Source organism: Salinibacterium sp. G-O1 (assembly GCF_030063305.1).
GTDB lineage: Bacteria > Actinomycetota > Actinomycetes > Actinomycetales > Microbacteriaceae > Rhodoglobus.
This window is the reverse complement of sequence record NZ_JASISV010000001.1, coordinates 1,215,051-1,236,617: the sequence shown is the minus strand read 5'-3', so window position 1 is coordinate 1,236,617 and position 21,567 is coordinate 1,215,051. Positions and strand designations below refer to the sequence as shown.

Below are 21,567 nucleotides of genomic sequence, written 5' to 3'. Positions count from 1 at the left end.
AGTCTGACCAGCACTAATGCAATGTCGGTGGTCGCTGTCAGAGTGTGGCTATGACCGAAGCGGCGCAGGTTCTCGACAGGGTGAGCTCCCTGCTCGCCGCAGTCGCGCTCGACGGGATGGTCGCCTTCGACGACTCTGCTTTGCTCGAGATCACCCGTGAGATTGAGCAGGTGGGGCGACTCACCGATGCGCTTCGAGCGTTGGCCGCTGCCGAAGTTGATGAACGCTCCCGCTACGAGCTCGGGCAGGCCGGTCTTGCCCAGAGACTCGGCGAGACCCGCGGCATGCACCTCATCGAAAAGCTCACCCTCGTGTCTCAGCGCGAGGCGAGCCGGCGCGTGAAGCTGGGTCGTGCGATACGCGCACGAGCGTGCCTCGACGGCCAGGTCTTGCCTGCCGACTACCCCCTCGTTTCTGCCGCGGTCATCTCGGGCCGGCTCGGAGTGGATGCCGCGAGCGCCATCATCCACGCGCTCGATCAGGCCGCGCAGCGGCACGCCACACTCGAACGCCTCGAAGTCGCAGAAGCCACCCTTGCGGAAGATGGGCTCACCCTCCCGGCCGACCTGCTCGCGGTGCGGGCCCGAGTCTGGCGTGAGGTGCTCGACCCGGATGGCGCTGAGCCTCGGGATGAGGTGCTGCGAACCCGCCGAGCCTTCTGGATAGGTCGAGAAGAGAACGGACTCACGCGGTTCGGCGGCCACGCAGACCCGACCAACGCGGCGCTCCTGAAGGCCGCCCTCGCGGAGCGCGCGGGACCGAACGTGATTCCACGTTTTCTCGACGCTCAGGATGCGCCCGCCGATGCGGAGTCGCTCACTGGCGCTGCGCGCGATCCGCGCACCCTCGAACAGAAGCAGTTCGACGTCGTGATGGGCCTGCTCACTGCTGGCCTGCGATCGTCGGAAGGTGAGCCGGGGAGCATGCGCAGCGTCACCACCGTGGTTGCCGTCATCAAGCTGAGTGACCTCGAGAACGGCACGGGGGTTGGTTGGCTCGACGATGTTGACGAGCCAGTCTCGTCGGCAACCGTGCGCGAACTGGCGTGTGATGGTGGCGTGAAGGTGCTGACGGTCGGATCCAACGGTGAAGTGCTCAACCTGGGTCGAACACAGCGACTGTTCAGCCGTCACCAGCGGCTCGCACTCGCGGCCGTCGACGGAGGATGCGTATGGAACGGATGCCACGCTCCCCCAAGCTGGTGCCACGCCCACCATGTGAAGGAGTTCGGGCAAGGCGGGCTCACCGACGTCGACAACGGGGTGCTCTTGTGTCCGGAACATCACCATCTGCTCCACGCATCCGGCTATCAGATGAAGATGATCAACGGTCGGCCCTGGCTCCTGGCACCAGTCTGGCTCGACCCGGATCAGACGTGGCAGCGAGTCGGAAAGTCGAGAGTGCTCATGGTCGCGTGAACAGAACGCATGAACGGGCCGCGAGAACAGGCCGCGAGAACAGGCCGCGAGAACAGGCCGCGTGAACAGTCCGTGAGAACACTCCGCGTGAACAGTCGCTGAGGACGGAGTAGGCCGGGCCCCGCGTTTGCAGAAACGGCCCGGCACTACTCGTCACGTCATGGCTCCCCCGAGCCAGCACATTTGCCGTAGATCCCCCGATCCCGACAAGAGAGACATTACCGATGAGTGATTCTCGATACATAGACCCCAGATAGGGGTACACGGGGTGGGGGTGGGCGGTGGACCGCCCGATGCATACCACACCGGAAATCGGAAGGGTATCTGCCGAACCGGCAAGCCATGCCCACGTACGCTGGAAACATGACGAGGCCATCCAGAAGTCCCGAACGCAAGCGGCAGCGAGACCACACGGCCTCTGGGTTCGAACCCGTCTACAGCTCTGCTGTCGCACTCGGCCGGGCCCTGTTCGGCTTCTGGAGACTCAAGCCGGCTGTGGTGGGTATCGAAAACGTTCCCGACCACGGTGGGGCGGTTCTCGCCATGACCCACTTCGGTTACTTCGAGTTCGCCCTGGTCGAGTGGGTGACCTTCCTGCACAACCGGCGTCGCATCCGGTTCATGGCCAAAAGGGAAGCATTCGACAAGCCACTGGTGGGCGGTCTTCTTCGATCCATGAAGCACATCTCGGTCGACCGGAAGGCCGGGGCTGCAGCATACGTCGATGCTGTGGCGGCGCTGAAACGGGGCGAACTGATCGGTGTGTTCCCCGAGGCGGGGGTGAGCGCATCCATGACCGTGCGCGAACTGAAGACCGGTGCCGCTCGCCTGGCCGCCGAAGCGGGCGTGCCCCTCATCCCGGTATCGGTGTGGGGCGGCCAGCGGCTGATGACCAAAGGCCACAAGACCTCATTCCTCGAGCGATTCGGAGTCGACATCAGCTTCACGTTTGGCTCACCGATCGCCGTCACGTCCGAGGACGACGTCGTTCGCGCGACCACCGCCCTGCGCGACAAACTGCAGCAGATGGTTGATCAGGAGCAGCAGGACTACCCGGTAGATGGCACGGGCATGTGGTGGCAGCCGCAGAATCGTGGCGGCACAGCCCCGACCCCTGAGGAGGCAGCTGCCTCGGAGGTCGAGAGAGCGCGCCGCCGGGAGATTCGCAACAAGCGCTAGAGCCGCGTGATGGGTCACGGCGCGCTCAGCAATCTCGTCGCGGTGCTCGGTATCATCGGTGTCGTCGCTTTCAGCCTGCCCAGCAACCAGTTCGGATGACCATGACCGAGTCACTCATGCTCGACATCTTCCTCGGTGTCGTGCTTCTCGCGTATGTCGTCTATGGCTTCCGCAACGGACTCTCGCGCACCGGATTCGTGATCGCAGGCGTTATCGCCGGCGTCATCGCTGCCTTCTTCGCAGCCCCGCTGGCGGCAGCCTGGGTACCTGTGCCATTCCTGCGCCCCGGAGTCACCATCTTCGTCGCTGTGCTGCTCGTGGGGCTTGGGCACGGTCTGGGGAGCGCCATCGGTCGCGGCGTGCGTCATGGCGTGGCCAAGAGCCCGCTCGGCGGCTTCGACAGGGTGCTCGGTGCACTCGTCGCCGGTGTCGTCGCCGCCCTCGTGGCATCCGTCGTCGCGTTCAGCGCCGGCCAGCTCGGCGTACCCACGCTATCAAGGGCCGTTGCTGGCTCGACGATCCTGCGCACCATCACCACCTTCACACCTGACCCTGTTCAGAGTTTTCTCGCCCAGGTTCGCGGAGCCGTAGTCGATGGCGGGATCCCGCTCATCACCGACGCCCTCGACGGGGAAGTCGCGGTGATCCCCCAGATCGACACCGGCAGCGACGCCCTGAACACGGCCGCGCAGTCGGTCGTTCGCATCACCGGCAATGCCTACGCGTGCGGCCAGTCACAAGCGGGAACCGGTTTCGTAATCTCAGACGATCGCATCATCACCAACGCCCACGTCGTCGCCGGTGTCAGCGAACCCGTCATTGAGTCGCCGAGCGGCGAGGTCATCACCGGAACGATCGTCTACTTCGACCCGATCGACGATCTTGCCGTGATCGCGGCCCCAGGCTTGTCTGCCCCAGCACTCGGAATCAGCGAGACGCTGACTGCCGGAACGGACGCCGTGTTCGAGGGCTACCCCTTCGGTGGCCCTTTCGCGTCGGGAGCGGCCGACGTCATCTCGGTCACCACACCTCGGGTGGCCGACATCTACGGTTCCAGCTCGAATAACCGAGAGGTGTACACGCTCGCCGCCGCAGTGCGCGAAGGCAACTCCGGCGGTCCGCTCCTGACCCTGGACGGGAGGGTCGCTGGCGTCATCTTCGCTCGGAGCTCCGACAACGACCGGGTTGGATACGCGATGACGATGGCCGAGCTCAACCCCGTCGCGTCTCAAGCGCCGGGGCTGGCTGACGCCGTGTCGAGCGGCAACTGCATCACTGGCTGACCGCCACCGGCGTCGCGGGATCCCGGAATCAGGCTGATGTGCCCTGAGCCCTGGCGACCCTGAGTCGTCGCTCCTTCGCAGCGGTCAGGATGAGGGCGAGCACAACACCGACGATCGCCCCCAGAATATTGGCGATCAGATCGCGGAGATCGGAAACCCGGTTGGGAATGAACTGCTGCGCATACTCGATGCCCACCGTCATCAGCATTCCGAAGATGATCGCCACCCACCAGAATTTCCTGCCGAAGAGCAAAACAAAGAAGACACCCAACGGCACAAACATGGCGATATTCGCGATGAATTCGAGCCGCATGAAGGTGAACCACTCGGTTTCTGGATACCGCCTGAGCACACCCGCCAGCTTCCACAACAGGCCAGACTCGAAACCGGTCGACGAGGGCGTGAGCGTGAGCCAGCCGACCAGGGCAAGATACGCCAGGGTCATCGTGCTCAGGATCGGGTGCCGCAGGAACATCCAACTATCGTGTCGCACCTGACCATGGGAAACCTGTATGGCCACGCTATTTCATCATCATCGACACCAGAGCAGCGATCACACTGCACACAGAAATGTAGACAACCGTGGTCGCTGCCGCCGCCCAGGCGATGCGGCGCACGAGCGCCGTACCCACGTGCGCACGGATGACGCTGAAATCGCGATGCAGTTTCTGCGTGTCGAGGACGGTCTCCCCCGCGACAGGCCACGTGACATCCAGATCGGCAATATCGGAGATCAGTGCAACCTCATCGCCGTTCAGCGTCTGCGGCGCCGTACACAACCGCCGCTCGAGGTCGGTAGACGTGATGATGGCGACATCACCGGGCGCCGTCCTGACGATGAGTCGTCGCGGGCCGACGACTACCAATAAGGGGCTCACGGTGATTGGTCGACCAGCAGCGGCGCTCAGGATCTGGGCGACCTCGCCTGCCACCGCCCTGGCCAGCGGGATGTCGTGACGAGCCTCGCCGGCAACAAGCATGGCGTCGTCGTCGATGACAGCATCCACACCATTGCAATTGGCCGTGTGCACAGTAAAAACCCCGGCGGGGCCGATGACGAGATGATCGAGAGAGCTGTATCCCAGCGGAACGTCATGCAGCACATCCCAGCGATGGCCGAGGTTCTCAAGGACATCACCGACCAGAAGCTCGCCGAGCGCGCCGCGGTACGAGATTCTCGCCTCCGGCGTGAGAGGGCTGACACCGAAGAACCGGCCGATGGATGATTGTGGGGCTGCGAGCTGCTGTGCAGACACGACGTGCCACATCGCGGATTGTCCGGCTACCCTGTCGCGAAGTATGCGAGTGGGCGCCATCCGATCCTCCAAAAAACTTGCTGTACACAGTTAAAGACGTTGGGCCGGAGACTCCCCCGCCTCCGGCCCTACTCGTTGCAACGAATCGCATCCGACGAACTTCGCTCCCCCGAGCTATGTTCGTAAGGCAATACTGCCGAGGGATGGTCAACTCGACAATCCCCCACAGGGGGTCACACCCGTGTGAGGGGTGCCGTCAGACCAGTGAGGCGGTGTCGATTCCGGCCGGCAGGTCGCCGGTCGTGACAAGGTGCAGCCTCTGGGTGGATCGAGTCATGGCCACATATAGCGCTGCGCCGCCCCGCGTGATCTCGTCGACGATGCGCTGGGGCTCGACGACGACGACCGAGTCAAACTCGAGGCCTTTCGACTCCTGAGGGGTGAGCACCGCAATCGCGCGCGTCAGGCCCGCAGCACCGCGACCGGCCTGCACCCCAAATTGCTCATCGATGGTGGGCCAGATCGACGACACCAGACTCTCACTGACGATGACGGCGATGGTTCCCCTGCTATCGGTTTCGCGGTCAGAGCGTATGGTCTCCGCGACGGCCTCGGCCAGATCGCCGGCCACCACGACGTCGACCGGCCATTCGCTCTCGCGAACGGCTCGAGAGCTGGTGATATTCACCCCGTGAGCGATTGCCATGGATTCTGCGACCACCGAGATCTGGGCCGGAGTGCGGTAGTTCACGGTCAGTTCTTCGAGCCGCCAGTTTTCGCCCACGTGGGTCTGAAGCGCTCCTGCCCAACTCGTGGCCCCCGCGGCCGCCGACGCCTGGGCGATATCCCCCACGATGGTGAACGACTTCAGCGGATTTCTCCTCATGAGCAGCCGCCACTGCATGGGAGAGAGCTCCTGCGCTTCATCCACCACGACATGCCCGTAGGCCCAGGTGCGGTCTGATGCCGCCAGCTCGGCCGTCGTGCCGCGCTCAACCGCCGCCTCGAAGCCCTCAGCGAGCGTGGCTGCATCGACAAGACCTTCGACCTGCATGTTCTGGATCGCCGCCTGCGCGTTCTCGATGTCACGCTTTCGCTGTTGCTTGCGTTCACGTTTATCGACGTCAGCGCTGACATCGACCTCCCCCAGAAGTTCGGCGGCTTCATCCAGCAGCGGCACGTCACTGACGGTGAACTCCGCGTCGCGATCGCGGACCAGAAGTGCTCGTTGCTCGACCGACCACCGCGGGGTGAGCGAGGCCAGCCACTGCGGGCGAGCGTAGAGGTCTTGCAGCAGCTTCTTCGGCGAGAGGGGCATCCATGCGGTGTTGAGCGCCACCTTGACGTCGTGCGACGTGCGGATGTCTTCCTTCAGCCACGACTGATCGCTCTCTTCGATGGTGTTGCCGTGAGAGCGAAGCTGCTCGGCGAGCATGCGTGCCAGCGATGAGAGCGCAGCCTTGTTGAAGGTGACCCTCGCCAGGTTGTGTGCTTTTTTGGTGTCCCACGCCTTCTGCATGGCACTGTGGATGACGCTCGCCGGGACGGTCAGGAACTCGCCGTTGATGTCGAGCACTGTTGACTCTTTGGGCACCACCTGACGGGACCGCACCGCTCTGGCGATGAGGGCGGACATCTCGAGCGAACCCTTGAGCGATGAAACCTCGGCCGAGTCATCCTTCGACGTGTCGACGCCGGGGAAGAGCTGTCCGACGCTCGACAGCACGACGCCGGTCTCGCCGAGGGACGGCAGCACAGCCTCGATGTACTGCAGGAACGAGCGACTCGGGCCGACGATGAGCACCCCGGATGACGCCAGGCGCTCCCGGTGCGAATACAGCAGGTAGGCGGCACGATGCAGAGCCACCGCAGTTTTGCCGGTGCCGGGGCCGCCCTGCACCACGAGCGTGCCGCGCAACTCCGAACGGATAATCGCATCCTGTTCGGCCTGAATTGTCGCGACGATGTCGCCCATTCGTCCCGTGCGCTGCGCCGTGAGTGTCGCCAGCAGGGCGGCCTCACCCTGCAGGTGACTGACGTCACCGCTCAGCATGTCCTGGTCGAAGATTTCGTCATCGATCCGCACGATGTCGCGGCCCTGGCTCTGGAGGTGTCGTCGCGCGCGGGCGCCCAATGGCGTGGCCGCGGTGGCCTGGTAGAAGGCTCGTGCCTGTGGCACACGCCAGTCGAGCAGCAGCGGAGCCAGGTCGTAGTCGCGAAGCCCGATCCGGCCGATGTAGCGGTGCACGGGGGGTTCCCCGTCTTCGGCCTCAAGCTCCAACCGACCGAACGCGAGCCGTTCATCGATTTGCCGGAGCTGGCTGACCCTGTCCTCGTAAATTCGGGCGAAGGCATCGCGCTCGGAGCGGTTCTGGTGCGTTCCGCCCGGGTTGCTCCTTCGCACAGCTTCGAGTTGCGACTGGGCTTCATCCCTCAACACATCGAGGCGGGCGTACAGGGTGCCGACGTACTCTCGTTCACGCTCAAGCTCGCCTAACGGCATGAAACAGTCCCTTCACAGCCGGCCCGAAATCCAGCAGTCCATTCTACGGGGCGCGGCATCCACCTCCAGGACGACCCATCTTGGCGCGACGCGAGGGTGAGCGGGTGCCAATCCCCGGCTTAGTTGCCCCGGCCGGTTGACGCCACCCCATCCATGCAGTGAACTGGACTGAGTTGCACCAGCTCGTGCCGCAGGGGGCTAGGAATTGGAGTTCCGATGCTCCCCCCACGACCCGTAGCGTCGGCACTCGACGCGATCGGCAACACCCCCGTCGTTCAACTTCAACGACTCGTGCCGCCCGGTTCTGCCGCGGTGTTCGTCAAACTCGAGGGATTCAATCCGACCGGTTCCTACGAGGACCGGATGGCTCTCGCCATGATCGAGGAGGCCGAGAATCGCGGAGCACTCACGCGAGACCTCACGGTTGTCGAATACACCTGTGGAAGCACGGGCTCCTCACTCGCCTTCGTCTGTGCCGCGAAGGGCTACAAATTTCACGCCGTTTCGTCCGATGCGTTCGCGGCAACGAAGCTCAACACCATTCGGGCATTCGGCGCAGAATTGACGATCGTGCACAGCCCGAGCGGCGAGATCAGCGCCGCGCTCATGAGAGAGATGATGACGGCTGCTGCTGCAATCGCTGCGGAGGGCGGCTGCTATCAGACCGACCAATTCAACAACCGCGACTCATTGATTGGGTACGCGGGTATCGGGCAGGAGCTGGTGGCCCAGTTCCCCGAAGGAATTGACTGTTTCTGTGGCGCGGTTGGCACTGCTGGGCTGCTGATGGGAGTCGCCGGCGTGTTGAGAGAGTTCTCACAGGACACGCGCATCGTTGCGCTCGAGCCAGCGTCAACCCCGGTGATCACCGAGGGTCATTCCGGTCAGCACCACATTGACGGCATCGGCGTTGGGTTCGTCCCGCCCCTGCTGGACCGCGAGTTGTACGACGATGTCAGGGTCGTGGATGAGGACGTCGCGCGCTCGATCTGTCGTCAGCTGGCAGAGAAGGAAGGGCTGCTGGTGGGAACATCATCCGGTGTGAACATTGCCGCGGCCCTCGATCTCGCCAGGCAGCTGGGGCCAGGCAAGGTTGTCGTGACTGTCGCGTGCGATACCGGGCTGAAGTATCTTGACGACAACCTGTTCGCAGACGCCCACCGAGCCCGCGAAGTAATGAGCCGACGACGGATTGTGGCGCGGGTATTGCGCGAATGACGGGTGAGTGCGAACCTAGTTACAGAACAACTTATCGCCCGGTCTGAGTCGCAGGCATTGCCGCACCGCTGGGCGATGAGTTGTTAACAGGGGTGTTTTGGCCTCTGACTGCGACCGGTGCGTCCGCTCAATATCATGGGTCGTATGGCGCCCGGCACGAATTATGCTCCCCTGATCGATCCGACAATCGCGGGAGATGTCGCTACCTTCACATCGTCACGCCGCGCCAAATTACTCATCGGCCTCGAACGTGACACGGATGCTGATCACCTTCACCGTTGTCATCTTCGGGGCGTTGGGCATCGCCTTCCTGTCCTTGGTGATGCGGATGATCCAGTACGACGGCCGAGTGCTTCCCGCCGTCGCCGTGGGGTTGGTGATTCTCGTCGGAGCGGTGATAGCCGTGGTGGCGGCGAAGTTTCGCGCCTCGGCCCGCTCGCGCTGGGAGCGCTGGTATCGACTCGACTCATTTGCGTCCGCCAACGGGATGGTGTTCTCCCCGCGCGGCAGCGCGCCACAGTACCCCGGAGCAATCTTTTCGGCCGGGCATAGCCGTCAGTCACTCGACCACCTGCGATCGACGTCAGGCAGGTTTCTCGACTATGGAAATTACCGGTACGTGACCGGCAGCGGCAAGAACAAGTCGACACACAACTGGGGTTTCCTGGCACTGCAGCTCGACAGGTCGCTGCCGCATATGGTGCTTGACTCCCGAGCGAATAACGGTCTGTTCGGTGTTTCCAACCTCCCCGCAGCATTCCGCAAAGAGCAGGTCCTGTCGCTTGAGGGCGATTTCAACAACCACTTCACCCTGTACTGCCCACAGGCGTATGAACGGGATGCACTCTACGTCTTCACACCCGACCTGATGGCGTTACTCATCGACAACGCCGCCCCCTTTGACGTCGAAATCGTCGACAAATGGATGTTCGTCTATTCGGCTAAACCCTTCGTCATGCTAAAACCTGCCGTTCACCAGCGGCTGCTCAGCATCGTTGACACCGTTGGCGCGAAGACGCTCACTCAGACGGACAGGTATTCCGACGAGCGTGTGCAAAATTTCACGGCCAATCTGGTTGCGCCGCATGGCCAACGGCTCAAACGTCGCGTCCCCATCGTTTCGATCGCCATCGGCATCCTGGTCGCTGTTGGCTTCTTCGTCTTTCCTCTCGTGACTGCCTTGCTCGCCGTCGAGGGACTCTGATCGCGTCTAGGCCTGGGAGGCTGGCCGGCCGGCCTCGACCAGCGACCGGCGCGACTCGACGATCGCGCTGAGAATCGCAGCCTCATCGGCCGTTGCACCGATTCCTCCACGCCCGGTGATGATGCGCTGGCGGGTGAACGCCAGCGTGGTGGCATCCCGGATGTACCGTTTCATCGCGGCGCCATTGCCATTGCGCCGCGCCCACGCCATCGCCTGGCGACGGCCCTGCCCGGTAGCCAAAGCAGGAATTTCGTCGTGCGAGAACCAGCCGACGCTTGCATATTCGTTCAACCGGTCGAAGGTGAGCTTCGACTCCTGTTTGCGCAGGAACTTCACGAGCACGATCGCGAGAACGAAGAGCGGGAACTGCACGATGGCGTAGTAGCCGAAGAAGTCGTTGACGAAGAACAGGGCGCCGTTCCAGAGGGCGTGCAGCAGCATCGCCGGAATGAGTCCCAGGAGGAAGAGCCCCATCACGCCCATCGCCCCAAGCCCTCGACGGGCAGCGAAACCGAGGGCAATCCCCGTGAACATGGTGAACATCACGTGGGCGAAGGGCGACATGACTCCGCGCACAAAGAAGATGAACGCAACGTCAGGCGAGAATGCGGTGCCAGCGTCAAGCAATTGCGAACCGAAGTAGAGGATGTTCTCGGTGAACGCGAAACCGCCCGCCACCCAGGCGGCGTAAACGATGCCGTCCACGGGTCCGTCGAAATACTTACGGGCGGCGAAGAAAATGACGAGCAACCCAAGTCCCTTAGCCGATTCCTCGACGAGCGGCGCCTGGATGGCCGCGCCAACGAATTGGTAGATGAAGCTGTTTCCCTGAGAGACCAGCATGATGACGGGGTCGACGCCGCCACCGACGACCAGGGCGATGACGACGGCCACCGCAGCACCCCAGAGAAACGCGAAGACTACCGCCAGCCGCGGTTCGGGCTCCCACCGGTCAATCCAGCGAACACCAAAGAAGACGATCGCCAACGGAATGAATGCCATGAGGCCGCCGAGCGCGACAGCGTCTCCGCCGAGCCCAAGCACAAGGTATCCGGCAACCGCCAGCGCGACGATCGACAGGATGATCACACCCACGATCCCGAGCACGAGCGCGGTGTTAGCTGGTCTGGCCGGCGCGGTAAGCCCGGGCTGCGCTGTCGCCGCGAGCTGCCGGGTGAACTCCGCCGAGGCTGCGGTCGGCTCGCTTGCAGAAACTCTTGACGATGCTGTCAGGTCAGCCTTCGACGATGTCGGATTCATCGGGGAAGGCTGGTCCGTGGGGTTGATCATGCGAAAACCCTAGCGGTAAACCCCAGTGATTCAGGGGCGTTCAGCCTGCTGCTCGCGCAGGATCTGAAGGGCACGCGCCACCCGATCGCCGAGGCCGGCCACCTTCTGGCGCGACGCCTTCGCCGCGAGATCCAGAAGGTCGCTGATCTCTGCCCGCTGCTGGGAATGCAGACTGGATCGCGCTCCGGCGGCAGCAATGGATGCGCGTGCCACGGCGAGCGCGAGCACGTAGCTGATCGCCGGCAACAGCAGTCCGACCAGCACGACCGCCGCATTCGACGGATCCCCCATCACCGCGGCCACCACCGGCAGAAGCGACAGCGAAACGGCGGCCAGTTGCCACGGGACACCAGTGAACAGATGCGCGTTTACGCCGCGTGACGGCGGCACGGTTCGAGCTGCCTCACGCTCGTCAAGAGTGGCGAGCCTCTCACGGAAGTCGGCGAGCTGCTCCGGCGAGAGGCGGGCGGCTGTGGCATCCATCAGATCGTCGCGAAGCACGCTGAAGGATGACAGCTGCGGCACCCTGCTCGCGGTAAGGGTCAGGTCGGCCAGTTGCAGGGCGACGACCCCGACCCAGACGGCCAGGCTGATGAACTCGAAACTCGACATGAACCGACCTTAGCGGCGGGCTCAGGCGGCGAGCGTTACCTCGGCCGGGTGCAACAGCACTGGCGCGCGCGAACCGTTGCGGGCTTCGTCAGGCGAACTCAGCGCTATTGAATCGAAAGCTCCCGCCCGCATCGCGGCAAACACGTCGGCGGCAGCCTGCTGGACTAGCCCGTGACCCGACCTGACGCCGAGTGCAGACCGCACGCTCTGTCCGGACACCACCACGTCAGCGTTCCCCGACGAGACGGTGGCGCCGAGATGCTCAACCCAGGCCGCGGCGAAGGGTGCGACGACTGAGATATCGGTGATCGACACACTGTTTCTGCGCCCGATCGAGTGCACCTGCTTGACGATGGTGCGCGCGAGCAGGGCACACGGGAAAATCGCCGCGGCGGCGTCGAGACTCACGTCAGACGGGATGCCGATGAGATCACGTTCGGCGACGACCACCGTGGTGGATCCCGCGGGTGCGGTAGACCGGAACGCGACTCGATCATTCCGGGCAAACCCCACACTGTCGGGGCCGACCGCGTCGATCGTGCCAGCGACCTGAGTGCCAAGCGCGCTGATACCCACGGCGCCAACCCGCACGCGAACGTCACCCTCGGCAAGCCGTGGGTGCGTCGCTCGAGCAATTCTGGTGGAGGTAGCCATACTTATAGAACAGCTGGTCCGCCCCACTTATTCCGCGGCTGGCGGCGTCAGAAAACCTTGCCGGGATTCAGGATGCCCAACGGGTCAAACAGATCCTTGATCTGCTTCTGGAGCATGAGCTGGTCGTCGCCGAGCTCCTCACGGAGCCAGCGGCGCTTCAGCAGCCCGACGCCGTGCTCGCCCGTCAGGGTGCCGCCCAGGCGAAGCGCTGCCGCAAAAAGCTCGTCGGCGGCCGCCCAGATAACCGCCGGTACGTCTGCGCCATCCTCACCCTCCCCATCGAAAACGAAATTGGGGTGCAGATTGCCGTCACCGGCATGGGCGACGGTGGGGATGATGAGGTCGTACTTCTGCTCAATCTCGTGGATCGCAGCGAACATCGCCGGAAGCTGGCTGCGCGGCACGCACACGTCTTCGATCAACACGGTTCCGAGGGCCGCCATGGAAGGGTGGAATGCCCTCCTGATCGAGAACAGCCTCTCGCCCTCAGCGGGATCGAGCGACAGCTCACCGACACCCCCTAGCGAGGTAATTGTCGCGAATATGGCCTCGGCCTCCTGCACCGCACCGGGGCCATCGGTCTGGATGACCAGTCGGGAGCCCCCCAGGTGCTCCATCCGAAGGTGTGCCGAGATGCCTGCCATGGCACTCTCGCCGATCAGCTCCATGATGGCGGGCCTGAGGCCGGCCGAAGTGATGACGGCCGCGGCCCTGGCCGCGTCATCCACCGTCTCGAATCGAGCGCTGATGACCGCAACTGTGCCCGGGATGAGCCTGCGAAGTTTTACGGTCGCCCCCACGATAACGCCCAGCGTGCCCTCGGAGCCGATCATCAGAGCCGTGAGGTCAAGCCCTGTGACACCCTTGACCGTTCGATGGCCGAACTCCATGAGCCGGCCGTCTGCCATGACCACCGAGAGCCCGAGGATCGACTCCCGCGTGACGCCGTACTTGGCGCACAGCAGTCCGCCGGCATTGGTGGCGATGTTGCCGCCCACGGTCGAGATCGCGCGGCTCGCTGGATCGGGAGTGAACCAGAGCCCGTGGGGCTCGAGCTGCAGATTCAGGTCGCCATTGATGATCCCCGGCTCGACGACCGCCAGTTCATCATCGACCGAGACCTCGAGCAGCTTGTTCATGGCAAGAGTGGACAACACGATCTCACCGGCGTTCGCGATCGCGCCCCCGGCCAGCCCGGTACCGGCGCCGCGCGTGACCACCGGAGTTCCCGTGGCGGTAGCAATACGCATCACAGCCTGCACATCTTCGATAGAGCGCGCCGTGACAACGGCAAGCGGAGCCGCCTCCGAGAAGTGCCCCGACTTGTCGGCGCGCGTAGCATCGACGGCCTCGGCAGCGGTGGACACTGCATCGCCCAGATCGTCGATCAGTCGCGCGAGAACCTCACGAGAGTCAACGCGTGCGTGTGTGGTGACGGTCATGCGGCAATTCTGCCAGAGAGCGAGTCGCAGTCCGCGAGGGCCTGTCAGCTACTCCCCCACAGCGTCAGGCAGGGCGGCGTCAGGCCGCGCAGTTGATGCAGAACGCTGTGGCAGGTCGTGCATCGAGCCTGGCCTTCGATACGGCTGAACCGCATCGCTCACACGAACCGTATGTGCCGTCGTCGAGACGCACCATCGCCGCGAGAATCTCCTCGATGTGACGCCTCGTGTGCTGCACCATCGCGTTGGATTGCGCTCCCTCGAACGCAGTATTCGCGCCCTCGGGGTCGTCGACCTCGTCGTTGGTGGATCCTCGTCGCGACGCGATACCGTCTGCGACGTCGTGCTGCAGACGCGCTTCGAGCTCGCGGGCCTGCTGGAGGTCATCCACCAGTCGTGCACGCATGCGTGCCTGCTGTTGGGTGGTTAGGGGCCGGCCGGTGGCTGCCTGGGAACTGGTCAATTCTGCGCTCACCCGCACAGTCAATCCGACGCCACGGGAACGGTACAGCCCTTGACCTTCGCTCACGGATGAGTTAGAGCCACGATGATGCTAGCCAGCCGACGACAGAAGCGGTGTCCGAATTTCGCTAGTGGATGTCGGTGGGGCATGTGATGCTGAGGCTATGAGCACGCAGGCAACCACCGATCCGCGATTCGCTGAGCGATATCGCGCCGTCGCATCCCGCGACTCCAGATTCGACGGGCAGTTCATCACCGGCGTGCATTCCACGGGCATCTACTGTCGGCCGAGTTGCGCCGCAATGACCCCGCAGGAAAAGAACGTGAGCTTCTTCAGAACGGCCGCGGCGGCCCACGAGGCGGGACTGCGGGCGTGCAAGCGGTGCCAGCCCGACGCCGTGCCCGGCTCTCCGGAATGGAATCTCAGCGACGACCTGGCGTCACGCGCGATGAGGCTCATCACCGACGGGGTCATCGAGAGAGAGGGCGTGCCTGGTCTGGCCGGTCGCCTCGGATACACCACGAGACACCTCACGCGCGTCCTGCAGGCCGAACTCGGCGCAGGACCGCTGGCTCTCGCCCGTGCCCATCGCGCACACAGTGCGCGACATCTGCTCGCCTCCACCGAACTCTCGGTGGCTGATGTCGCCTTCGCGGCCGGCTTCTCGAGCATCCGGCAATTCAACGACACGATTCAGGCCGTGTACGAAACGACCCCGACGGCCCTGCGCACGCTCGCGAGACGAGGCCACTCGGGGCACCCCGCCGCACCCGCAACATCCGAGGCCACGAGCATCACGCTGAGGCTTCCCGCCCGCGCGCCGTTCGACGGTGCGGGGCTCATGAAATTCTTCGCGGATCACGCCGTGCACGGCCTGGAGACGGGCGACGCCACGTCTTTCGAGAGACGGCTTCGGCTGCCCTCGGGCGTGGCCGATGTTCGCATGAGTCTCGACGGTGACGGCATCCTCTGCGTGGCGCGGCTCCACCACGTCTCGGATGTCTCGGCGCTCGTCTCTCGAGTGCGCAGGTTGTTCGACCTCGATGCAGACTCCGTCGCCATCGATGAGGCTTTGGGCGGGCATGCCGAGCTCGCGCCGCTTGTTGCCGCCCAGCCCGGCCTGCGACTGCCCGGCGCTGTTGACGCGGACGAAGCACTGTTCCGCACTCTCGTCGGGCAGCAGATCTCGGTCGCAGCCGCCCGGACCGTGCTCGGCACCATTACTCGCGAGCTCGGCACCGATGGCCTGTTCCCGTCGGCCGAACAGCTGGCCACCGGGGGCGCCGCTGTGCTTCGGGGTCCCGCCAGCCGGGTTGCCACCATTCTCGGTGCCGCTGAGGCGATCGCGAGCGGTTCGCTCGTGCTTGACGTCGGCTTGCCAGCCGATGAGCTCACAGCGCGACTCGTCGCGATGCCGGGGATCGGCCCGTGGACGGCGGGCTACCTGGCCATGCGAGTGCTCGGCAACCCCGACATCATGCTGTCGACCGATTTGGTGATGCAACAAAGCGCGGCACATCTCGGGCTTCCATCCACAGCGGCGGGTCTTGCCGGGCACAGCAGGGCGTGGGCCCCCTGGCGAAGCTATGCGGGGATGCACCTATGGCGTGCGCGACCACCAGTCAACCCGAGGCGAGCAAACGCGGCCGCGTAATACGATCACAAGATGACCAGTGACGGCCACCATGACGCGGACCCGGGCGACGGCCGCGACGAGACACCCAACGAGCGCCATGACCGAAACTGGACCGAAATTCTCCAGGAACTGCGGGTAATCCAGACCGGTACCCAGGTGCTCACGGGCTTCTTACTCACCCTCGCCTTCCAGCCCAGATTCGCCGATCTCGAGCCCTACGAGGTGAACATCTACCTCGGGCTGGTCATCGTCGCCGTTCTCGCGACTGTGCTCGCCCTGGCCCCAGTTTCGCTGCACCGCGCGATCTTCCGCCGCAAGGCCAAGGGCGACCTCGTCCGAATCGCAAATCGGTTGCTCATCCTGACGATCGCAGCCATGGGGTTGACCCTGATCGGTACGACCATGCTGATCTTCGATGTGGCGGTCGGTTACGTTGCCGGGCTCATCGCCGGTGGTATCGCCGCTCTCGTCGTGGTCGCCGCCTGGGTGCTCATGCCAGCTCGTCTGAGGTTCGGGCATCCCGTTGACTGATTCGGGCGGCCCTCGAACCCGCTCAGCATGGACCTACACGATCCGCAGAACCTGGCACGGATTCGTGCGCCATCGCGGTATCGACTCGGCGGCAGCTCTCACGTTCTTCTCGGCACTCGCGGTCTTCCCCAGCGCGCTCGTCGTGGTCTCGGCATTCGCGCTCGCCGTGGGGAAGCGCCAGGCCGCCACCAGCATCCTCGACATCGTCGACATGTTCGCACAAGAGTCAGCGGTTACGACTCTTCGCGAACCGATCAGCCAGCTGTTCTCGATCGAGAACCCTGGTGCTGCTCTCGTGATTGGCCTGCTGCTCTCGATCTGGTCGCTCTCGAGCTATTCCACGGCCTTCGGCCGCGCCGTAAACAGCGTTTACGAGGTGCAGGAAGGGCGCCGGATCGTGAAGTTCCGCGCACTGATGGTGATGGTCGCGACGTTTCTGCTCATCGTCTTCGCCGCGATAGTCGCGCTGCTCCTGCTCACCCCGACCGTTGGGAAGGCGATTGGCGCAACAATCGGAGTGGGTGAACCCTGGATCACCGTCTGGTCGTTCGCGCGGTGGCCCGGCCTGCTCGTTCTGGCGACCATGCTCACGACCGTGCTGTACCACTTCACACCCAATGTGCGACACGAAAAAGTGCGCTGGATAGGATTCGGCAGCGTATTCGCCATCGTCACCTGGTCGCTGGCGACTGCGCTCTTCAGCCTCTACGTGACCAACGTCGGCTCGTACGACCGGATCTATGGATGGCTCGGCGGTGGCCTTGCCCTGCTGGTGTGGTTGTACATCAGCAACCTCGTGCTCGTGCTGGGTGCTGAGGTCGATGCCGAGGTCGTGCGCCTGCGCCAGCTCGAGGCCGGCATCGAGGCCGAAGAAACTGTGCAGCTCCCGATGCGGGACACGACGCGCAACCTCATCCTGGCCCGACGTCGCGCGCGCAACATTGCCGAGGGAAGAGCCATCCGCGAACGGCACGACGAGGAACCGGATTGATCCTCGATTGACGGATCTTGTCTGACGCAGTTCACACCCGGCATCCCCCGCGCCTATGGTGGAGTGATGAAGCGCAAACTTTTTGTTGTCGGTGTCGGGGTCGCAATCGGGTATCTTCTGGGGTCGCATGCTGGGCGTGAACGATACGAATCGATGAAGGCCCAGGCCATCAAGCTCTGGGAGAATCCGCGCGTCGCGAAAACGCGGCTGGACGTCGAGGCCTATGCGCGCCAGCAGGCACCCGTCATCCGTGAGCGCGCAGAAGCTGCGGCCAGGGCCGTTCCCGGAACGGCTCGGGACGTCGCCGACAAGGTCGCCGGCACCGCAAAAGACGTTGCAGACAAGACCACCACGGCCGCGAAGGATGTTGCCGACAAGACCGCGACCACGGCAAAAGACGTAGCAGACAAAGTTGCCGGCACGGCGAAAGATCTTGCAGACAAGACCACCACGGCCGCAAAGGACGTCGCCGACAAGTCAGTGGCAACCGCCCGCGACGTGGCCGGGAAGGCAACCGACGTGGCCACCGACGTTCGCCGCACGGCGGACAAGGTCGCGAGCGACCTGCGTGAGCGTGGTGAATCTGCCGTCGACAACGTGGTTGTTACCGCCGGCAAGGCGCGCGAAGAGGCACTGGACGTGCTCGACGACGAGGACGACCAGCAGTCCTGATCCGGCGTCGGCCCAGGACTGTGCTGGCCTAAGTCTGTGTTGGCCTAAGTCTGTGTTGGCCTAAGTCTGTGTTGGCCTAAGTCTGTGTCGGCTGCGTCAACACCGGCAGCGTGATGGCCGCGGTGTTCGCCACCATGCCACTGAGCCGCTCTGGCGAGAGCACCAGCGCGACCTTCTCCGGGGTCATGAGTCCGGTCGACACGACGAGGTCGGCGATGGATTCGTTGGTCGTCAGCGCGGTGTGTGCGAGGGTTGCCGCAGCCGCGTAGCCGATGTACGGGGTGAGTGCCGTCACCACTCCCACGCTCGTCTCGACCTGCATCGCGAGTCGTTCGATGTTGGCTGAGATGCCATCCACACAGTTGACGCGAAGAGTGAAACAGGCGTTGGTCATCCACGACAGTGACTGCAGGATGCTGTGTGCGATGACAGGCTCGAACGCGTTCAGCTGCAGTTGCCCGCCCTCGGCGGCCGCCGTCACCGTGGCGTCGGCGCCGATCACGCTGAAGGCCACCTGGTTGACCACCTCCGGGATCACCGGGTTCACCTTTCCCGGCATGATCGACGAGCCGGCCTGACGGGCGGGGAGGTTGATCTCGCCGATTCCAGCCTGGGGTCCGCTCGAGAGCAGCCTGAGGTCGTTGCAGATCTTCGACAGCTTCACGGCGGCCCGCTTGAGGGTCCCGCTGACGGTCATGAAGATGCCAGCGTCGCTGGTTGCCTCGATAAGGTCAGCGGCCGTCTCCATGTGGATGCCCGTGACCTCGATCAGGTGGCGGCACACCGACTCGGCGTACCGATGGTCGGCGGTGATGCCGGTGCCGATCGCCGTCGCCCCCATGTTGATCTCGTTGAGCCACGGGATCGTCTCGTTGAGCCTGTCGTAATCTTCGGCAAGCGTGACGGCGAAGCCCTTGAATTCCTGCCCGAGGGTCATCGGAACCGCATCCTGCAGCTGCGTGCGACCGATCTTCAGGATGTGGTTGAACTCCCGGCCCTTCGCCGCGAACGATCCCGCGAGAAGTTTGTGCTCAGCCAGCAGGCGCTGCACCCCGTAGACCATAGCGAGCTTGATGGCCGTCGGGTACACGTCATTGGTGCTCTGGCTGCGATTCACGTCGTCAATCGGGCTGAGTTTCGCGTAGTCACCCTTCTCGAATCCCATCAATTCGAGACCGCGGTTAGCGATCACCTCGTTGGCATTCATGTTGGTGGATGTGCCAGCGCCACCCTGAATGACGCCCACTCTGAATTCGGCATGGAGCGCTCCGTCGAAGATCTCCTGGCACACCTGGTCGATGATCGCGGCCTTGTCGGCCTCCATCACGCCGATCTCGGCGTTCGCCCGTGCTGCAGCCTGCTTTACCTTCGCGAGTGCCCGGATCAGGTCGGGATAGTTGTAGATGGCTCGCCGCGTGATGGGGAAGTTCTCGAGCGCCCTGGCGGTATGGATGCCCCAGTAGGCCGATGCCGGTATGGTCATCGCACCGAGCGAGTCACGCTCTTCACGAGTCCCGTCGGTCAACTCGAGCGCCGTCTCCAGCGCTCGGCGCGGAGAATTCTCATCCCCAGCGATACTCTGCGCGGAATCGGTGCTGCGATCATGCTGGCTATGGTGAGCCTGAGTGGCGTCGGTTGGCCTGGGCGCTTGTGGCGTGCTTTCCATCGTCTAATCTCCCTTGACTGGCGATACACCCACTCTATGGGGCGAGGCTTGTGGCCGCTGTGCCAGTACCACCAATCATGGTGGTGTGAGGCAACTGCCGCGTGCTGCTACCCGAAGGAATGCAGTGCCGGCACGATGATGTAGATACCGAACGCCACCACCAGCCCACACACCGCGAAGAGTGCTCGCGATGCTGGCTTGCTCCAGCTCGCGGTGCCGTCGCCAAGTCGAAGAGCGACGGAGAACAGTGTGACCAGCACGCTGGCGGCGACCAGAGAAGCGAGAACCACGATCACGAAGGCTTGCCAGTTGATCATCGCTTGCCAGCCTTCTTACGTAGCTTCGGCCTGACGAACACCCCGGGTTCGGGTGACGAGAAATGCCTGTGGTCGACGACGTTGCGCCGGGATCTCACGAAGATGGCCGCAGTTCCCACGACCGCGAGCGAGACGTCAGCTATGATTCCCCAAAATCCGAGCCCGGCGATGAGCGCCGCGGTCGCCCCGACCAGGGCGGCTGCGGGGATCGTGATGAGCCACCCGAGCGCGATCCGTGCTGCCGTGTTCCATCGCACCGACGCACCCTTGCGCGCCACCCCCGTGCCGATGACCGATCCGGAGGCAACCTGGGTCGTTGACAGTGCGAACCCGAGGTGGGTCGAAGCGAGGATCGTCGCGGTGGTCGCTGCTTCGGCTGCGAAGCCCTGTGCAGGCTCCACGTCTGTGATGCCCCGCCCCATGGTCTTGATGATGCGCCATCCACCCGAGTAGGTTCCGATGGCGATCGCGAGGGCGCACGCGACGATCACCCAGAGCACGGGTCCGGTGCCAGCGGTCTGCATATTCGCCGCAATCAGCGCGAGCGTGATGACACCCATCGTCTTTTGCGCATCATTCGTTCCGTGGGCGAGTGAGACCAGCGATGAGGTGAGGATCTGGCCGCGTTTGAACCCGTTGCGCTGCCTCTTGCTGGTGATTGTGTAGGCGATTTTCGTCGCAAGGAATGCGACCAGGCCCGCCGTTACCGGAGCGAGCAGTGCCGGGATGAGGATCTTCGAAACGAATACCCCGCCGTCGATGGCCCCGAAGCCCACACCGACCACGACCGCACCGATGAGCCCACCGAAGAGGGCGTGGCTGGACGACGATGGCAGGCCGAGCAGCCAGGTCAGGAGATTCCAGATGATGGCACCGATGAGCCCGGCGAGGATGAGCACTGGGGTGATCTGAATCCCGTCTTCCCCCTCACGGATGAGCCCTCCGCTGATCGTCCTCGCTACTTCCGTGCTCAGGAACGCCCCCACGAGGTTCAGCACGGCAGCGAGCGCGACCGCAACCCGCGGCGTGAGAGCGCCGGTGGCAATCGGCGTCGCCATGGCATTGGCTGTGTCGTGGAATCCGTTGGTGAAGTCGAAGAAAAGCGCCAGCACGATGACGAGCGCGACTATGAGCGTGATGTCCACTTGGCTGATTCTGGCATCCCCAGCCGATCATTACCAGCCGGGGAATGCTCGCGCCCGAAGTGCTAAGGAGCGAACGGGTCGCCCGCC

Annotated in this window: 20 protein-coding genes; 9 read left to right on the top strand and 11 right to left on the bottom strand. The window is 64.0% G+C overall.

The window, feature by feature from the left end; genetic code table 11:
• Positions 1-50 precede the first annotated feature (50 nt).
• The 3 genes from QMG83_RS06020 (at position 51) to QMG83_RS06010 (ending at position 3,880) form a co-directional block, all read left to right on the top strand.
• Entirely contained in the window at positions 51-1,418 is a 1,368-nt protein-coding gene (locus tag QMG83_RS06020) for an HNH endonuclease signature motif containing protein (protein WP_283504424.1), read from the top strand.
• A gap of 363 nt (positions 1,419-1,781) precedes the next feature.
• Positions 1,782-2,597, top strand: coding sequence for a lysophospholipid acyltransferase family protein (locus tag QMG83_RS06015; protein ID WP_283504423.1), 816 nt, complete (start codon positions 1,782-1,784; stop codon positions 2,595-2,597).
• Positions 2,598-2,692: 95 nt separating this feature from the next.
• The gene (locus QMG83_RS06010; RefSeq protein WP_283504422.1) at positions 2,693-3,880 is read left to right on the top strand and encodes a MarP family serine protease; all 1,188 of its coding nucleotides are present in this window, start codon (positions 2,693-2,695) and stop codon (positions 3,878-3,880) included.
• A gap of 28 nt (positions 3,881-3,908) precedes the next feature.
• On the opposite strand, the gene QMG83_RS06005 is transcribed toward QMG83_RS06010, so the two are convergent.
• The 3 genes from QMG83_RS06005 to QMG83_RS05995 form a co-directional block, all read right to left on the bottom strand.
• Entirely contained in the window at positions 3,909-4,373 is a 465-nt protein-coding gene (locus QMG83_RS06005) for a VanZ family protein (protein ID WP_283504421.1), read from the bottom strand.
• A 28-nt stretch (positions 4,374-4,401) separates the two neighbouring features.
• Complete coding sequence (locus QMG83_RS06000) at positions 4,402-5,196, bottom strand: nuclease-related domain-containing protein (protein WP_283504420.1); 795 nt, start codon at positions 5,194-5,196, stop codon at positions 4,402-4,404.
• Between the two features lie 196 nt (positions 5,197-5,392).
• Complete coding sequence (locus QMG83_RS05995) at positions 5,393-7,639, bottom strand: HelD family protein (RefSeq protein WP_283504419.1); 2,247 nt, start codon at positions 7,637-7,639, stop codon at positions 5,393-5,395.
• 216 nt (positions 7,640-7,855) lie between these two features.
• Between QMG83_RS05995 and QMG83_RS05990 the strand changes: the two genes are divergently transcribed.
• A complete protein-coding gene (locus QMG83_RS05990) occupies positions 7,856-8,857 on the top strand; it encodes a PLP-dependent cysteine synthase family protein (protein WP_283504418.1) in 1,002 nt (333 codons plus the stop codon).
• Positions 8,858-9,116: 259 nt separating this feature from the next.
• Positions 9,117-10,061 carry a hypothetical protein gene (locus tag QMG83_RS05985; RefSeq protein WP_283504417.1) on the top strand — a complete coding sequence of 315 codons (945 nt, stop codon included), beginning with the start codon at positions 9,117-9,119 and terminating at the stop codon, positions 10,059-10,061.
• A 6-nt stretch (positions 10,062-10,067) separates the two neighbouring features.
• Here QMG83_RS05985 and QMG83_RS05980 read toward each other — a convergent pair whose 3' ends face one another.
• The 5 genes from QMG83_RS05980 to QMG83_RS05960 form a co-directional block, all read right to left on the bottom strand.
• Positions 10,068-11,351: a PrsW family intramembrane metalloprotease gene (locus QMG83_RS05980; protein ID WP_283504416.1), complete on the bottom strand. Its 1,284-nt coding sequence runs from the start codon at positions 11,349-11,351 to the stop codon at positions 10,068-10,070.
• 30 nt (positions 11,352-11,381) lie between these two features.
• On the bottom strand, positions 11,382-11,963 hold the full coding sequence (locus QMG83_RS05975) for a hypothetical protein (RefSeq protein WP_283504415.1): 582 nt from the start codon (positions 11,961-11,963) through the stop codon (positions 11,382-11,384).
• A gap of 21 nt (positions 11,964-11,984) precedes the next feature.
• Positions 11,985-12,617, bottom strand: a complete 633-nt coding sequence (locus QMG83_RS05970; RefSeq protein ID WP_283504414.1) for an MDR/zinc-dependent alcohol dehydrogenase-like family protein — start codon at positions 12,615-12,617, stop codon at positions 11,985-11,987.
• A gap of 47 nt (positions 12,618-12,664) precedes the next feature.
• A complete protein-coding gene (locus QMG83_RS05965; protein WP_283504413.1) occupies positions 12,665-14,059 on the bottom strand; it encodes an FAD-binding oxidoreductase in 1,395 nt (464 codons plus the stop codon).
• A 79-nt stretch (positions 14,060-14,138) separates the two neighbouring features.
• Entirely contained in the window at positions 14,139-14,534 is a 396-nt protein-coding gene (locus QMG83_RS05960; RefSeq protein ID WP_283504412.1) for a TraR/DksA family transcriptional regulator, read from the bottom strand.
• A gap of 151 nt (positions 14,535-14,685) precedes the next feature.
• Between QMG83_RS05960 and QMG83_RS05955 the strand changes: the two genes are divergently transcribed.
• From QMG83_RS05955 to QMG83_RS05940, 4 genes are all read left to right on the top strand, one after another.
• Positions 14,686-16,176, top strand: coding sequence for an AlkA N-terminal domain-containing protein (locus QMG83_RS05955; RefSeq protein WP_283504411.1), 1,491 nt, complete (start codon positions 14,686-14,688; stop codon positions 16,174-16,176).
• A gap of 12 nt (positions 16,177-16,188) precedes the next feature.
• Positions 16,189-16,689: a DUF6328 family protein gene (locus QMG83_RS05950; protein ID WP_283504410.1), complete on the top strand. Its 501-nt coding sequence runs from the start codon at positions 16,189-16,191 to the stop codon at positions 16,687-16,689.
• Positions 16,682-17,680 (top strand): YihY/virulence factor BrkB family protein, encoded by a 999-nt coding sequence (locus QMG83_RS05945; RefSeq protein ID WP_283504409.1) that lies wholly within the window; start codon positions 16,682-16,684, stop codon positions 17,678-17,680. Before QMG83_RS05950 ends, QMG83_RS05945 begins: the two co-directional genes overlap by 8 nt.
• Before the next feature lie 66 nt (positions 17,681-17,746).
• Positions 17,747-18,352 carry a protoporphyrinogen oxidase gene (locus QMG83_RS05940; RefSeq protein ID WP_283504408.1) on the top strand — a complete coding sequence of 202 codons (606 nt, stop codon included), beginning with the start codon at positions 17,747-17,749 and terminating at the stop codon, positions 18,350-18,352.
• A 76-nt stretch (positions 18,353-18,428) separates the two neighbouring features.
• Here QMG83_RS05940 and QMG83_RS05935 read toward each other — a convergent pair whose 3' ends face one another.
• From QMG83_RS05935 to QMG83_RS05925, 3 genes are all read right to left on the bottom strand, one after another.
• Entirely contained in the window at positions 18,429-19,877 is a 1,449-nt protein-coding gene (locus QMG83_RS05935; RefSeq protein ID WP_283504407.1) for an aspartate ammonia-lyase, read from the bottom strand.
• Between the two features lie 248 nt (positions 19,878-20,125).
• Complete coding sequence (locus QMG83_RS05930; RefSeq protein WP_283504406.1) at positions 20,126-20,335, bottom strand: hypothetical protein; 210 nt, start codon at positions 20,333-20,335, stop codon at positions 20,126-20,128.
• Positions 20,332-21,480, bottom strand: coding sequence for an inorganic phosphate transporter (locus tag QMG83_RS05925; RefSeq protein ID WP_283504405.1), 1,149 nt, complete (start codon positions 21,478-21,480; stop codon positions 20,332-20,334). The genes QMG83_RS05930 and QMG83_RS05925 overlap by 4 nt, the downstream gene beginning before the upstream one ends.
• Positions 21,481-21,567 lie beyond the last annotated feature (87 nt).